This is a genomic window from Bacillus sp. BACIII (genome assembly GCF_057836745.1).
This window is the reverse complement of sequence record NZ_CM174437.1, coordinates 408,069-421,866: the sequence shown is the minus strand read 5'-3', so window position 1 is coordinate 421,866 and position 13,798 is coordinate 408,069. Positions and strand designations below refer to the sequence as shown.

The window sequence follows — 13,798 nt, the reverse complement described above, 5'->3', positions numbered from 1 at the left end:
GGAGAGTGAAAAACATGGATTTTAGCGGCGCCTATACACCTGACCACCTGCTGTTTTTATGGAACGGCTTTTTGATCACGCTTTATGTTGCGTTTATTTCCATTGTCCTGAGTTTTATTTTCGGGCTTGCCGCCGGCACTTTGCGCTATGCGAAAATCCCTGCCGTCTCTGGCATTATAGCCGCCATTGTCGAAACCATCCGCAACCTGCCGCTGTTGTTAATCATTTTCTTTACGTTTTTTGCCCTTCCGGAAATCGGCATCAAACTGGAAATGACCGCAGCCGCCATCACAGCGCTGACGATTTTTGAATCAGCCATGCTGTCAGAAATCATCAGAAGCGGTTTGCAATCCGTTGAGAAAGGCCAGATTGAAGCGGCGCGTTCTTCAGGACTGACCTACACGCAGACTCTTTTTCTCGTCATCATGCCGCAGGCGCTCAGGCGAATGGCTCCTCCGATTGTGAGCCAATTTATTTCTTTATTAAAGGATACATCACTTGCGGTGGTCATCGCTCTGCCCGAGCTGATTCATAATGCGCAGATTTTAAACGGACAAAGCGCTGACGGGGGTTATTTTTTCCCGGTTTTTCTGCTGGCGGCCCTGATGTATTTTGCGGTCAATTACAGCTTATCTCTTCTAGCCAGGCGGCTGGAAGCGAGACAAACGTAAAAAGGATACTTCGAAGAAGTATCCTTTTTACTGCTTAGAACATTTTCATAACTCGTCTTCTCATCCGTTTCATACCTTTTTTATTCAGCATATCGGACTGAGAAGCCATACGATACATAACGGCTCCAGCTCCTAAAGCCAATAGAGAAGTCATTGTTCTGCCCATCGCGCGTATCTCCTTTCAACATTAAAAATTGATACTGCGTTCGTCTTCAGAAAACAAATCATCAAGACTGCTTAACGTGCCGTCTTCCTCTACTTGATGTGTCGCAATTTTGCCTTTGGCCACCGTCAGCTCTATGAAGCAGCCCCAGCAATAGTATTGGTTTACGCCGATTTTGCCGATATCTTTACTTTTGCAGTTCGGACATACAAGCACAGACTACACCTCTTATCCGTTCAGGACGATGCCGTCTTTCCCCGCTTCAATAAGCGTATCGGCAGCGCGCCGCACTTGGCGTCTGCCTGCCAGATCTGAAAAGAAGCCGTCCGAGAGTTCATATGCTACGATTATGCCCTTGTCCAAACAAAAGTATACATCTTCCAGCAAACCGAACATTTCACCATCAGGCGATTTCACCGGCTGCATCTTAATCTGTTCAAAGGTGAAACAGCTCTTCGGCAAAGGCTGCAAGTGAGCTTCGGCGGCAGCTACGGCTTCTTGTTCCATCTCTTTTATATCACTGGCTGCTAAAAAAAGATGGCGGTTGTGAAACAGGCGTTTCTGCTCAAGCACGAAACCGAGAAACCGGCCGTCAAGAGAGAAACACACATCCGATATCATCCCCAGGCTGCGCCGGGTGTGTTCGTCATATACGGTTCGTCCTTCAGCTGCATGGCATGTTCTCAAAGTGTGATCAACCACCTTTTGTTGAACACGTATAGGTTTTGCCAAGAAGCCGGGCGCCATACTTTGAAATGACTTCCACAGGCGAAAACCCGGCGCATGAACATACGCCGGGTTTTATTTACGCTTTTTCTTCCATAAAGTCAAAAGGCGTGATGCCTTCCATTCCGATATTTGCATCGTAAACACTGAACGGCAGCTCTTTTTGCAGGGCGGCCAGTTCTGCATCCATCTCTTCAGTCTGCTCTGTGAGCCTGTTTTTAAGTGACGTCTGTCTGACGGTGGCATCATTGTTTTTGACGCCCCATTCAAGCGCTTCTTCTTCTCCGCAAAGAATCAGAAATTTTTTGGCTCTTGTAATGGCGGTATAAAGGAGATTTCTCCTGAGCATTCGATAATAGCCTTTGACGACAGGCAGGACGACAATCGGAAATTCGCTGCCCTGCGACTTATGAATGGAACAGCAGTAAGCGTGGGTAAACTGGCTGAAATCCTTTTTTGTAAAGGTGATTTCGTTCCCGTCAAACGAGACGACGACCATGTCTTCTTTTTCCGTATTTTCTTTGGCATAAAAAATGGACACGATTTCGCCGATATCTCCGTTAAACACATTGTTTTCCGGCTGGTTGACAAGCTGTAATATTTTATCGCCCGTCCTGTAGACGACATCTCCGAATTTCAGCTCCCGCCTTTTTTCTTTCGGCGGATTCATGATGTCTTGAAGAAGCACGTTCAGTTCGTTAATTCCCGCTTTTCCCCTGTACATCGGCGCGAGTACTTGAATGTCTTTAGAAGTATACCCCTTTTTTAGCGCATTTGAGACGACTTGATCCACGACTTCTTTAATTTGTGAAGAATTACAGCGGATAAACGAGCGGTCCTTTGTCGGCGCGGTCAGCCCCTTGGGAAGCAGTCCCTTTTTCATATCATGGGCAAGTTCAACGATGGATGACCCTTCGGCCTGACGATAAATATCTGTCAGACGCACGGTCGGCAGCACCTCAGAAGCCAAAAGGTCTCTCAGCACCTGCCCGGGCCCTACGGAAGGAAGCTGGTCTTCATCACCGACGACGATAAGCTGAATGTGCTTAGGGAGCGCCTTAAAAAAATGGCTGGCGAGCCAAATATCGAGCATACTCGCTTCGTCTATAATAATCAGTTTCCCTTCAATCGGCTGATCTTCATTGTAGGTAAAGCCTTCAGCGCCATTCCAGCCGAGCAGCCTGTGAATCGTAACAGCCGGCAGACCCGTAGATTCGCTCATTCGCTTTGCGGCTCTTCCGGTCGGCGCGGCAAGCAGCACCGGAAATGCTTCATCTTTTTTATAATCACCGGGGTCAAGCGATACTCCGTGCAGTTCACTGTACAATTCGACGATGCCTTTGATAACGGTCGTTTTTCCCGTGCCCGGTCCCCCGGTCAGTAAAAGCATCGGTGAGGACAGCGCTTTTTGAATCGCATCCTTTTGGCTCGGAGCGTATTGGACATTCATCCGTTCTTCCAGTTCACCGAGCGCAAGAAGAAATTCCGATTCAGGAAACTGATCGGCATACTCCGTCTGGGCCGCAATGTCGAGCACGCGTTTTGCGACGTTTTGTTCCGCGTAAAACAAGGACGGAAAATAGCAGCGTTCTCCTTCTATGACGATGTCCTTACTCTCCCCGAGGGCGATGATGCCGTCAGCCGCATCCATTTCCGTGACGCGGCCGCCTTCAGCTGACTGATTCAGAAGCGTTTGCGTATTGATAATCAGCTGCTTTGTCTCTATGTACGTATGACCTTCTGAAAGACACGTTGATTCAATCGTATATAAGATAGCCGCTTTGACCCGCTCCGGGTGGTTTCCTGACAGCCCCATTTTCCCGCCCAGCTCGTCGGCTTTAACAAAACCGATACCTTCCACGTCCTTTACAAGCTGATAAGGATTTTCCTGAATTTTCTCCAGGGTTTCCGTTTCGTAAGCCTGATAAATCTTCATGGAAAGCTGAGGTCCGAAACCGTATTGGTTCAGAGAAATCATAATCTGTTCAAGCCCCTGATGCCGCTGCAGCTCTCCCGCCAGTTTGTCCGCTTTCTTTTTTGACATTTTCGGCACATCATAAAGCACCGATGCATCAGCCAGAATTTTATTGAGCGCGCCGTCTCCAAGCTTTTTGACGATTTCTTCCGCGGTTTTTTTTCCGATTCCTTCAAACAGATCACTTGATAAATAATGAATGATCCCTTCTTTTGTGGTCGGAATTTCTTTTTTAAAGTGTTCAGCCTGAAATTGCAGGCCGAACTTGGGGTGTGTGGCGGTTTTTCCGTAAAATGTGTAAGTCTCATCTTCTTGCAGCAGAGGGAAGTAGCCCGTTACGGATACGACCTTGTCTTCGATCGCCTCAGACGTTTCTGCAACCTTGACTTTCAGCACTGTATACAGGTTGGTGTCATTGTGGTAAATGACCGTATGAATGACGCCTTTTACATACGGCTGTTCCTCGATGTTCAGCTGATCCACGAGCCTTCCCTCCTTTTGTTATGACTGAGTGATAAGCTGTTTCGCATGAAGCGCGAGCATATGATCAGGCTGTATGCCGATTGCGCCTTCAAGCATCTCAAGCGCCTTTTCACGATTTTCTTTGTAAGCGTAAGCGACTCCGGCATTATAAAATGCGTCCGCATGGCTTGGGTCCTGTTCAATCACCGTCTCAAACTGCGCCAATGCTTCATCCAGCATTTCTTCGTTTGCGAGACACATTCCGAACTGGAAGCGCGCTTCCGTGTCATTTTCGTTTAATTCAACGGCCCGCTGCAAATACGGCAGCGCAAGCTTCGGCTGCTCTAATTTGACGAGAACGGTGCCGAGCATATAAAACAAGTCTCCGTTTTCCATTCCGGAGCGAAGCGCTTTTTCAAACATATCCTTCGCCTCGGAAAACGATTCCTTCATCACGTATACGTTTCCTGCTCCGTAATAAGCGGCCGCCGCTGAATTGTCCAATTCAAGCGCTCTGTTGTAAAATGCAAGCGCGCGTTCAAGTTCGTTCACTGAAGAAAGCAGATTTGCGAAGTTGATGTACGGCACCGGATCTTGGCCGTTTTCCTCAATCGCTTTCGTGAAAGCTTCTGCCGCTTTTTCAAAATCGCCCTCCTGCATGGCATCAATTCCGATTTTATTATAATCCATTTTTAACTTCCTTTCGCTAAAAAACCCCAACATGCGAGTTGAGGTTTTTTACATGTGTTATACGTACCACAATTTTGTTCCGTCTTTATAAACGTCATCTATCGTTCCGCCGCCGAGGCACTCTTCTCCGTCATAAAAAACAACGGCTTGTCCCGGCGTTACGGCGCGGACCTGCCCGTCAAAAATGATTTCCGCTTCATCGGCACCCGTCATTTTCACCGTTACTTTGTGATCTTCCTGACGGTAGCGGAATTTCGCCGTGCATGTCATTTCGCCGCCGTCCATCAGACCGGGACGCGTCCAGCTGACATTTGTCGCCGTGATCTTATCGGAATACAGAAGCGGATTGTGGAATCCCTGATCGACATACAGAATGTTTTTCTCGAGATCTTTACCGACAGCGAACCATGGCTCGCCGCTTCCGCCGATTCCTAAACCGTGGCGCTGTCCGATCGTATAATACATCAGTCCGTCATGACGCCCTTTTACTTCTCCGTCCATTGTCATCATATCGCCCGGCTGAGCAGGGAGATATTGGCTGAGAAACGTTTTGAAGTTGCGTTCGCCGATAAAGCAGATGCCCGTGCTGTCTTTTTTCGCAGCTGTCGCAAGTTCCGCTTCTTTGGCGATTTCCCGCACGCGGCTTTTTTGCAGATCACCGATCGGGAACATGACTTTGCTGAGCTGTTCCTGATTGAGCTGATTCAGAAAATAAGTCTGGTCCTTGTTTTCATCCAGACCGCGAAGCATGCGCACTGTACCTGTGCTTCTGTCCACACGGGCGTAATGGCCCGTCGCAAGGTAATCCGCGCCGAGTGATAAAGCATGATCCAAGAAAGCCTTAAACTTAATTTCTTTATTGCACATGACATCCGGATTAGGGGTTCTTCCGGCTTTATATTCATCAAGGAAATACTGAAATACCTTTTCCCAATATTGCTTTTCAAAATTGACGGCATAATACGGAATTCCGATTTGGTTGCAGACCCGGATGACGTCTTCATAATCTTCCGTCGCCGTGCAAAAACCGTTTTCGTCCGTATCATCCCAGTTTTTCATAAAGATTCCGATTACATCGTAGCCCTGCTCCTTCAGCAGAAGGGCCGCCACAGAAGAGTCCACTCCGCCGGACATGCCGACTACGACTCTTGTATTCTCCGGCCGTTTTTCCATTTGCATTCACTCCATTAAAAACGTAAGTCCGCCGTTTTAAGCAAGCCGTTTAACGACGTCGGCAAGCTTTTCGGCGGCTGTTTCGATTTGTTCCGCCGTATTGCCGAGGCCGAAGCTGAGACGGATTGACGAGGTCAGTCTGCCGCTTTCACTTCCGAACATGGCCGTAAGCACATGGGACGGAAGAACGGATCCCGCCGTACACGCGGATCCGCTGGAGACGGCAACGCCTTCCATGTCAAGATTGACCAGCAGCGCTTCCACCGGCACACCGGGAAAGTAAAGATTTAAAATATGAGGCAGGCAGTTCTCGGCATCTCCGTTCACCTCCGCTGTCACGCCGGCTTTTTCCAGCGTGCTCATGATGATGTTTTTAAACTCCTTAAACTTCGCTGTTTTCTCTTCCCGCTCACGGTTTGAAAGAACGACCGCTTCTTTTAAGCCGGCGATGCCCGGTACATTTTCCGTCCCCGCGCGGCGCTTTCGTTCCTGCTCTCCCCCGAGAAGAATCGGTGACAGCTTCACCTCTTGATTTACATATAAAAAGCCTGTCCCTTTTGGCCCGTTAAGCTTGTGACCGGAAACAGACAGCATGTCAATTCTGCTTTTTTTCACGTCAATCGGCATATAACCGAATGCCTGGACGGCATCTGTGTGAAAATAGGCCTGATGCCCGCTTAACAGCTCTCCGATTTCGTCAATCGGCTGAATGGTTCCGACTTCGTTATTGCCATACATGACGGTAACAAGGATTGTATCATCACGGAGCGCTTCTTTCACCTGATTTGCACTGATCCGTCCTGAAGGGCCGGGGATGAGGTATGTCACCTCAAAACCGTCTTCTTCCAGCTTTTCGCAAGCGTGCAGTACAGCATGATGCTCAACAGCGGTCGTAATGATATGCTTTCCTTCATTCTTCCGGGCGGCAGCCGTTCCGAAAATCGCTAAATTATCAGCCTCCGTGCCGCCGCTTGTGAAAATGATTTCCTGTTCTTTCGCACTGATTTCACGGGCGATGTCCGCTCTCGCTTCGTCGACCCATTTCCGGGACTCTCTTCCAAATGAATGGATGCTTGACGGGTTTCCGAAGCTGCCGAAGAAATGCGGCTTCATTTTTTCAAGCACACGCTCATCCATCGGGGAAGTCGCGGCGTGATCTAAATAAATCCGTTCCATTGTTTTTTACACCTCTGGTTTAAATATAGAACATATAGGCTTCCTGCTCGCCGTCCGTGTAGCTCGCAAGGTCTTCTAACGTCGTGCTGTCCAGCACGTCTTTTACGGCGTCGCGGATGCGGATCCACAGCTCCCGCTTGGCAGGCTCTTCATCCTCAAGAACTTCCACCGGGCTGATCGGTCCTTCCAGCACTCTGATAATATCTCCGGCCGTGATCTCTTCAGGCTGCCCGCCGAGCACATAACCCCCGTAAGCGCCTCTGATGCTTTTTACGAGTCCGGCGTTTCTAAGCGGTGATACAAGCTGTTCCAAGTAATGCTCAGAAAGGCTGTTTGTTTGGGCGATGCTTTTGAGCGACGTCGGACCGTCTCCGTGCTTTTTCGCCAATTCGATCATAATGGTGAGCCCGTATCTTCCCTTTGTCGATATTTTCAATATGAACACCCCAGTCAATTCTAATTGTTAATTTATACAAGTAAATGGATATGAATAATCTGTTTAGTATCTTATAGACCAACTGTTATTATAACATAACTTATCCTAATTTTCATTGAAACACGGGGCCTGCCGCAATTCGCTTTTCTAATCGTCCGTTTTCCGTTACCCTGTATATGTAAGGAGAGATGTTCATGAAACCACTGGCGTATCGGATGCGGCCTGCCAATATCGAAGACATTATCGGCCAGGAACATCTGGTCAAAGAAGATAAAATCATCGGCAGAATGGTGCGTGCAAAGCACTTATCCTCCATGATCCTGTACGGTCCGCCGGGCATCGGAAAAACGTCCATCGCCACGGCGATCGCAGGATCGACAAGCATCGCCTTCAGGAAATTGAATGCCGTCATTCATAATAAAAAAGACATGGAGATTGTCGTACAGGAAGCGAAAATGTCAGGCCAGGTCATTTTAATCCTTGATGAAGTGCACAGGCTTGATAAGGGGAAACAGGATTTTCTGCTGCCCTATTTAGAAAACGGCATGATTATTTTAATCGGCGCAACGACCGCCAATCCTTATCATGCCATTAACCCGGCGATCAGAAGCCGGACCCAGATATTCGAGCTCGAACCGTTAACACCCGATCTGATCAAGCAGGCATTGAAAAGAGCGCTTACAGATGAACACCGCGGACTCGGTTCCTACAGCGTTTCGGTGGACGGCGATGCGATGGATCATTTCGCGCAAGGGTGCGGAGGAGACGTCCGCTCCGCTTTGAACGCGCTGGAGCTTGCCGTGCTCTCCACAAAGGAATCAAGCGACGGCACGATCCGGATTACACGGGAAACAGCGGAGGAATGTCTGCAGAAAAAAAGCTATACCCATGATAAAGACGGAGATGCGCACTATGACGTCTTATCCGCGTTCCAAAAATCAATCCGGGGCTCTGACGCAAACGCAGCCCTTCATTATTTGGCCCGTCTGATCGAAGCCGGCGACCTTGAAAGCATATCAAGAAGGCTTCTCGTGATCGCCTATGAGGATATCGGCCTCGCAAGCCCCCAGGCAGGCCCCCGGGTGCTGAGCGCGATTCAGACCGCAGAACGGATCGGCTTTCCGGAAGCGAGAATTCCGCTGGCCAATGCGGTCATCGAATTATGCCTCTCGCCAAAATCAAACTCCGCCATCTCAGCCGTTGATGAGGCGCTTAAAGATATCAGAGCGGGTAAAATCGGCGATGTGCCGAAACATTTAAAAGACGCCCACTATAAAGGGGCCCAAGAGCTAGGACGCGGGATCGGCTATCAATATCCTCACGATTTCGAGAACGGATGGGTCGAACAGCAATATTTGCCCGATCCGTTAAAAAACAAGCAATACTATAAACCGAAACAAACGGGGAAATTTGAAGCCGCCATAAAGCAAGTGTATGAAAAACTGATGAAGAAAAAATAACCGGGCAAGGACACTCCATGTGTTCTTGTCTTTTTTGTTTGATACTGGCCAGACCGTCCGCACAGGCGGCGGATTCAAATAAAAAAACAGCCTTTCTTAATGAAGGCTGTTTTTCTTTTTATTTATCTTTAACCCGTTTAATCTTGATGTCCTTTAAGAGCTCCATCACGACATGTCCGCCCATAATCAGGCCGGCCACTGACGGAACCCAGGCGTTGGAAGACGGCGGCATTTGCGCTTTGCGGATTTTCGCTTCATCATTCCCGACTTCTTTTCTGACGTCTTCACGGATGACGATCGGGCTTTCATCAGAAAAAATGACCTGTACGCCTTTTTTAATGCCCTCTTTACGAAGCCTTGTGCGGACGACTTTGGCAATCGGATCAGTATGGGTTTTTGAAATATCAGCAATCTGAAAGCGTGTCGGGTCTGTTTTATTCGCCGCTCCCATGCTCGAAATCAGCGGAACATCCCGTTTCAGACATTCTTTCATCAGATGAATTTTATAATGAATCGTATCCGACGCGTCAATGACGTAATCGAGCGGATACTCAAAGAACTGCTCATATGTCTCTTCTGTATAAAACATTTTTAAGGCGACGACATCGCAATCCGGATTAATATCCGCGATCCGCGCTTTCATCAAGTCCGTTTTCGGCTGTCCCACCGTCGACAAGAGCGCATGCAGCTGGCGGTTTACGTTTGTAATGTCAACATCATCTTTATCGACAAGGACGATCCGTCCCACTCCGGACCTCGCCAGTGCTTCGGCTGCGAATGAACCGACTCCGCCGACGCCGAGAACGGCCACCGTGCTGTTTTTTAACGTGTCCAGCCCTTCTTTTCCAATCGCTAGCTCATTTCTGGAAAACTGATGTAACAAGAACCTCACTCCACATTCTGGTTTTATAAACTCGGCTTGTCAAAAAGCCGCTGGTTTCAGCGCACAAAAAATAAAGTCCCAATTGTGCCGTTGCAGCTTTCCTTCGTTTTGAACCCGCTCTCAGCAGGTGGGTGCCCTTTTTCAAATCTTGTAAGTCCTCTTTACCGAATGAAAAGAGGCATGTACGCCATTTAAAAATACGGGCTCCCAAAGCAAAAAAATGTTCGGTCAAAACTAGGTGTACAACTAACACATCAGGACTTTATTTAACTTGTCAAAATCATATCACAGCAGATTTTGATTTTCAAGAAACAAACTGCTGATCTTTACTGTTTCACTTTTCTTTTGACAGAAAGGTGAAGTTCTTCAAGCTGGGCGTCGCTCACTTCGCCGGGCGCTTCCGTAAGAAGGCAGCTTGCGCTTGCCGTTTTCGGGAAAGCGATCGTATCTCTTAAGTTTGTACGGCCTGCAAGAAGCATAACGATACGGTCCAGACCGAGCGCGATGCCGCCGTGCGGAGGAGCGCCGTATTCAAAGGCTTCAAGAAGGTATCCGAACTCCTCTTCCGCTTCTTCTTGTGTAAAGCCGAGAAGCCCGAACATTTTTTCCTGAACGTCCTTTTCAAAAATCCGGATGGAGCCTCCGCCGAGTTCATAACCGTTTAAGACAAGGTCGTAAGCCTGCGCCTTCATATCTTCAGGCGCTGTTTCAATCAGATCAAGGTCTTCACGGACAGGCATAGTAAACGGATGGTGAGCCGCATAGAAACGGCCTTCTTCCTCGTCATGCTCCAATAACGGCCAGTCCACAACCCACAGGAAGTTGAAGAGGCTTTCGTCAATCAGCCCGCGTTCTTTACCGAGCTTTAAGCGCAGCGCACCGAGGGATTGAGCCACAACCTCAAACTTATCAGCGCCGAACAGGAGCAGATCGCCTTCAGAAGCATCCAGCGCTTCAGCCAGTTTTGCCTGCTTCTCATCATCAAAGAATTTCGCAATCGGGCCTTTTACGCCGTCAGCTTCAACTTTGACCCAAGCGAGACCTTTCGCGCCGTAATTTCCGGCGAAAACGCCGAGCGCATCAATATCTTTTCTGGAGTAGTCGCCGGCAGCGCCTTTAACATTGATCGCTTTTACAACACCGCCGTTGGCTACAGCTGATGAGAACACCTTAAATTCAGTATCTTTCACAATGTCTGATACGTCCGTCAGCAGCATGCCGAAGCGTGTGTCAGGCTTGTCGGAACCGTAGCTGTTCATCGCTTCTTCATATGTCATTCGCGGAAGCGGCAGCGATACTTCGACGCCTTTTGTTTCGAGCACGACCTTCGCCATCATCTTTTCCGCCAGAGCCATGATGTCTTCTTGACTCATAAAGGACATTTCGATATCAATCTGCGTAAATTCCGGCTGGCGGTCGGCACGCAGGTCTTCATCGCGGAAACAGCGGGCCACTTGATAATACCGTTCAAAGCCAGATACCATCAGAAGCTGTTTAAAAATCTGCGGCGATTGCGGAAGAGCGTAAAATTCCCCTTCATGCACCCGGCTCGGCACCAAGTAATCACGGGCGCCTTCCGGAGAGCTTTTCGTTAAAATCGGGGTTTCAATATCAAGAAATCCGTTTTCATCCAAGAAATGGCGGATGGATTTTGTGACTTGATGGCGCATTTGCAATGTTTGAAACATCGCCGGGCGGCGCAAATCCAAATAGCGGTGTTTTAACCGGACGTCTTCAGAAACGTCAGCCGCCTGGTCACTGATCGGAAACGGCGGCGTTTTCGCCGTGCTGAGCACCGTCACTGCTTCGGCTTTAATTTCAATTTTACCGGTTTTCAGGTTAGGGTTCACCGTGCCTTCTTCACGGGCAGAAACCGTGCCTTCGATATCAAGCACATATTCGTTTCTGATTGCTTCTGCCGCGGCAAGAGCTTCTTTCGAGACGTCAGGATTGAACACGACTTGCACAATACCCGAACGGTCGCGCAAATCAATGAAAATCAAGCCGCCGAGATCGCGCCGTTTCTGCACCCACCCTTTCAGTTTGACGGTTTCGCCAATCGCTTTTTCAGTTATCTCGCCACAATAATATGTTCTTCCAAACATAGCGTTCCTCTCCTTCACTGCTTTTGATCTGCCTTTAACACTTGTATCAGCTCGTCTAACAACACTTCACGCTGCTCGCCTGTTTCCGCATCTTTTACATTGATTTTATTTTGGGCAAGTTCATCTTCCCCTAAAATCGCGATAAAGCGTGCGCCGAGACGGTCAGCTGTTTTGAATTGGCCCTTCATTTTTTTGTTTTCATAATCGATTTCACTTGAGATGCCCGCTTCTCTCAGTTTGTACACGAGGGAAACGGAATAATCCTTCGCTTTTTCTCCGAGCGTCACGATATAGCAGTCAATCCCCTGATTGACGGGAAGCTCTGCTTTCTCAGCGTCAATGGCTGCCAGCAGACGTTCGATGCTCATCGCAAATCCGATACCCGGCGCTTCAGGTCCGCCGATCTGTTCAACAAGCCCGTCATAGCGCCCCCCTCCGGCAAGTGTTGTAATCGCTCCGAAACCTTCGGCGTTGCTCATGATTTCAAACGCGGTATGATTGTAGTAATCAAGCCCTCTGACAAGGTTCGGATCAATTTCAAACGGGATGCCGAGATCGTTTAAGTATTGTTTGACCTTCTCAAAATAAGCGGCTGATTCTTCATTTAAGTAATCAAGAATGGATGGTGCCGATTTCATCAGTTCATGTTCTCTGTCTTTCTTGCAATCAAGAATTCGGAGCGGGTTTGTGTGCAGGCGTGACTGGCAGTCTGAGCAAAATTCTCCGATGCGCGGTTCAAAATGTTTGACGAGTGCTTCACGGTAGGCTTTGCGGCTCTCCTGGTCACCGAGGCTGTTCAGCACAAGCTTGACATTTTTCAAACCGGCTTTACGGTAAATACTCATCGCAAGCGCAATGACTTCTGCATCCACAGCCGGATCTTTGGAGCCGATCGCTTCAATTCCGAATTGATAGAATTGGCGGAAGCGCCCCGTCTGCGGACGTTCATAACGGAACATCGGTCCGACATAATACAGCTTCGTCGGCTGCACCGGGTTCGCAAATAATTTATTTTCATTGAACGCGCGGACTGCGGCAGCTGTTCCTTCCGGCCGAAGCGTCAGGCTTCTCCCTTTACGGTCTTCAAACGTGTACATTTCTTTCTGCACGATATCTGTAGATTCACCGACGCCTCTTGCGAACAATTCCGTATGCTCGAAAATCGGCGTGCGGATTTCTTTATATTGATAAGTGCGGCACGTCTCTCTCATAATTTGTTCGACGAACTGCCATCTGTCTGATTCACCCGGCAGTATGTCCTGTGTGCCTCTTGGAATGTGATATGCCATGTAACAGGCCTCCTTAATGTCTTTCTTCAAATAAAAAAACCCCCGCTCCTACTATACATGTATAGTAGGGACGAGAGTTATACCCGTGGTGCCACCCTAGTTGGAATGCTGAAGCATCCCCGCTCTGACCGTTAACGCAGGTTCACGTCCGCTGCCTAATGACTCGCTAAAGCGTTCAGCAGGGAACCTCCGGAGTGTTGTTTCGAGAAAGATGCAGTGCGGATCCGCTTTCAGCCCGGGACGGTTCCTCTCTTCTCCATGCATTCTGACCTACTCTTCTCCATTATCGGTTCAAAATCGTTATTTTGACTTATGTACATCAATTTCTATTATAATAATGGGATTGCACTCCCCTGTCAAGTTTTATTCCGTCTGTTTTTCCTTGCGACTGCATCTTTCGATAAAAGACCGAACTCCGTCGCCGTCTCTTCAAGAAAACCCGCCTTCTCTTTATCGCTCTGATCACTGAAGTGCAGATTTCCTTCCGCATCGTGCAGGGCGCGTCCCATTTTTGGTTGATATTTCATGATTTGCACACCTTTTCGCTGTATTTACAACTAGTATAAACAAACCATTTTATTTTTATTTA

General features: G+C 48.5%; 14 protein-coding genes, 1 other RNA gene and 1 other annotated feature. Of the genes, 2 read left to right on the top strand and 13 right to left on the bottom strand.

The window, feature by feature from the left end; genetic code table 11:
* Positions 1-14: 14 nt before the first annotated feature.
* Positions 15-671, top strand: coding sequence for an amino acid ABC transporter permease (locus ACXN9U_RS02240; protein ID WP_060964669.1), 657 nt, complete (start codon positions 15-17; stop codon positions 669-671).
* A 34-nt stretch (positions 672-705) separates the two neighbouring features.
* Here the strand turns inward: ACXN9U_RS02240 and ACXN9U_RS02235 are convergent, their stop codons facing one another.
* The 8 genes from ACXN9U_RS02235 to cymR form a co-directional block, all read right to left on the bottom strand.
* Positions 706-837 (bottom strand): YrzQ family protein, encoded by a 132-nt coding sequence (locus ACXN9U_RS02235; protein ID WP_003152741.1) that lies wholly within the window; start codon positions 835-837, stop codon positions 706-708.
* Positions 838-858: 21 nt separating this feature from the next.
* A complete protein-coding gene (locus ACXN9U_RS02230) occupies positions 859-1,050 on the bottom strand; it encodes a hypothetical protein (RefSeq protein ID WP_003152738.1) in 192 nt (63 codons plus the stop codon).
* Between the two features lie 12 nt (positions 1,051-1,062).
* Entirely contained in the window at positions 1,063-1,521 is a 459-nt protein-coding gene (locus ACXN9U_RS02225; RefSeq protein WP_060964668.1) for a PRC-barrel domain-containing protein, read from the bottom strand.
* A 118-nt stretch (positions 1,522-1,639) separates the two neighbouring features.
* The gene (gene recD2, locus ACXN9U_RS02220) at positions 1,640-4,018 is read right to left on the bottom strand and encodes an SF1B family DNA helicase RecD2 (RefSeq protein ID WP_060964667.1); all 2,379 of its coding nucleotides are present in this window, start codon (positions 4,016-4,018) and stop codon (positions 1,640-1,642) included.
* Positions 4,019-4,036: 18 nt separating this feature from the next.
* Positions 4,037-4,657 carry a tetratricopeptide repeat protein gene (locus ACXN9U_RS02215; protein WP_095532179.1) on the bottom strand — a complete coding sequence of 207 codons (621 nt, stop codon included), beginning with the start codon at positions 4,655-4,657 and terminating at the stop codon, positions 4,037-4,039.
* 87 nt (positions 4,658-4,744) lie between these two features.
* Positions 4,745-5,860, bottom strand: coding sequence for a tRNA 2-thiouridine(34) synthase MnmA (gene mnmA, locus ACXN9U_RS02210; protein WP_060964666.1), 1,116 nt, complete (start codon positions 5,858-5,860; stop codon positions 4,745-4,747).
* Between the two features lie 36 nt (positions 5,861-5,896).
* Positions 5,897-7,036 (bottom strand): cysteine desulfurase family protein, encoded by a 1,140-nt coding sequence (locus ACXN9U_RS02205; protein ID WP_060964665.1) that lies wholly within the window; start codon positions 7,034-7,036, stop codon positions 5,897-5,899.
* A gap of 19 nt (positions 7,037-7,055) precedes the next feature.
* Positions 7,056-7,472 (bottom strand): cysteine metabolism transcriptional regulator CymR, encoded by a 417-nt coding sequence (gene cymR / locus ACXN9U_RS02200; protein ID WP_003152730.1) that lies wholly within the window; start codon positions 7,470-7,472, stop codon positions 7,056-7,058.
* A 194-nt stretch (positions 7,473-7,666) separates the two neighbouring features.
* Here cymR and ACXN9U_RS02195 point away from each other — a divergent pair, with 194 nt between their 5' ends.
* Complete coding sequence (locus ACXN9U_RS02195) at positions 7,667-8,932, top strand: replication-associated recombination protein A (RefSeq protein WP_489202130.1); 1,266 nt, start codon at positions 7,667-7,669, stop codon at positions 8,930-8,932.
* Positions 8,933-9,050: 118 nt separating this feature from the next.
* On the opposite strand, the gene ACXN9U_RS02190 is transcribed toward ACXN9U_RS02195, so the two are convergent.
* The 5 genes from ACXN9U_RS02190 to ACXN9U_RS02170 form a co-directional block, all read right to left on the bottom strand.
* On the bottom strand, positions 9,051-9,815 hold the full coding sequence (locus tag ACXN9U_RS02190; RefSeq protein ID WP_016938820.1) for a tRNA threonylcarbamoyladenosine dehydratase: 765 nt from the start codon (positions 9,813-9,815) through the stop codon (positions 9,051-9,053).
* 71 nt (positions 9,816-9,886) lie between these two features.
* Positions 9,887-10,079, bottom strand: a non-coding RNA gene (ssrS, locus tag ACXN9U_RS02185) — 6S RNA.
* A 62-nt stretch (positions 10,080-10,141) separates the two neighbouring features.
* Complete coding sequence (gene aspS / locus ACXN9U_RS02180) at positions 10,142-11,920, bottom strand: aspartate--tRNA ligase (RefSeq protein WP_489202129.1); 1,779 nt, start codon at positions 11,918-11,920, stop codon at positions 10,142-10,144.
* A 14-nt stretch (positions 11,921-11,934) separates the two neighbouring features.
* On the bottom strand, positions 11,935-13,209 hold the full coding sequence (gene hisS, locus ACXN9U_RS02175) for a histidine--tRNA ligase (RefSeq protein WP_489202128.1): 1,275 nt from the start codon (positions 13,207-13,209) through the stop codon (positions 11,935-11,937).
* A gap of 63 nt (positions 13,210-13,272) precedes the next feature.
* Positions 13,273-13,505: a binding site (T-box leader), on the bottom strand.
* 60 nt (positions 13,506-13,565) lie between these two features.
* Positions 13,566-13,736: a YrzK family protein gene (locus tag ACXN9U_RS02170; protein ID WP_016938816.1), complete on the bottom strand. Its 171-nt coding sequence runs from the start codon at positions 13,734-13,736 to the stop codon at positions 13,566-13,568.
* Positions 13,737-13,798: the final 62 nt, after the last annotated feature.

Bases quoted from the DNA above. Each gene is read 5' to 3' on its own strand.
- ACXN9U_RS02240 (WP_060964669.1), top strand. From the start codon at position 15: ATGGATTTTAGCGGCGCCTATACACCTGACCACCTGCTGTTTTTATGG.
- ACXN9U_RS02235 (WP_003152741.1), bottom strand. From the start codon at position 837: ATGGGCAGAACAATGACTTCTCTATTGGCTTTAGGAGCTGGAGCCGTT.
- ACXN9U_RS02215 (WP_095532179.1), bottom strand. From the start codon at position 4,657: ATGCAGGAGGGCGATTTTGAAAAAGCGGCAGAAGCTTTCACGAAAGCG.
- mnmA (WP_060964666.1), bottom strand. From the start codon at position 5,860: ATGGAAAAACGGCCGGAGAATACAAGAGTCGTAGTCGGCATGTCCGGC.
- ACXN9U_RS02205 (WP_060964665.1), bottom strand. From the start codon at position 7,036: ATGGAACGGATTTATTTAGATCACGCCGCGACTTCCCCGATGGATGAG.
- ACXN9U_RS02195 (WP_489202130.1), top strand. From the start codon at position 7,667: ATGAAACCACTGGCGTATCGGATGCGGCCTGCCAATATCGAAGACATT.
- aspS (WP_489202129.1), bottom strand. From the start codon at position 11,920: ATGTTTGGAAGAACATATTATTGTGGCGAGATAACTGAAAAAGCGATT.
- hisS (WP_489202128.1), bottom strand. From the start codon at position 13,209: ATGGCATATCACATTCCAAGAGGCACACAGGACATACTGCCGGGTGAA.
- ACXN9U_RS02170 (WP_016938816.1), bottom strand. From the start codon at position 13,736: ATGAAATATCAACCAAAAATGGGACGCGCCCTGCACGATGCGGAAGGA.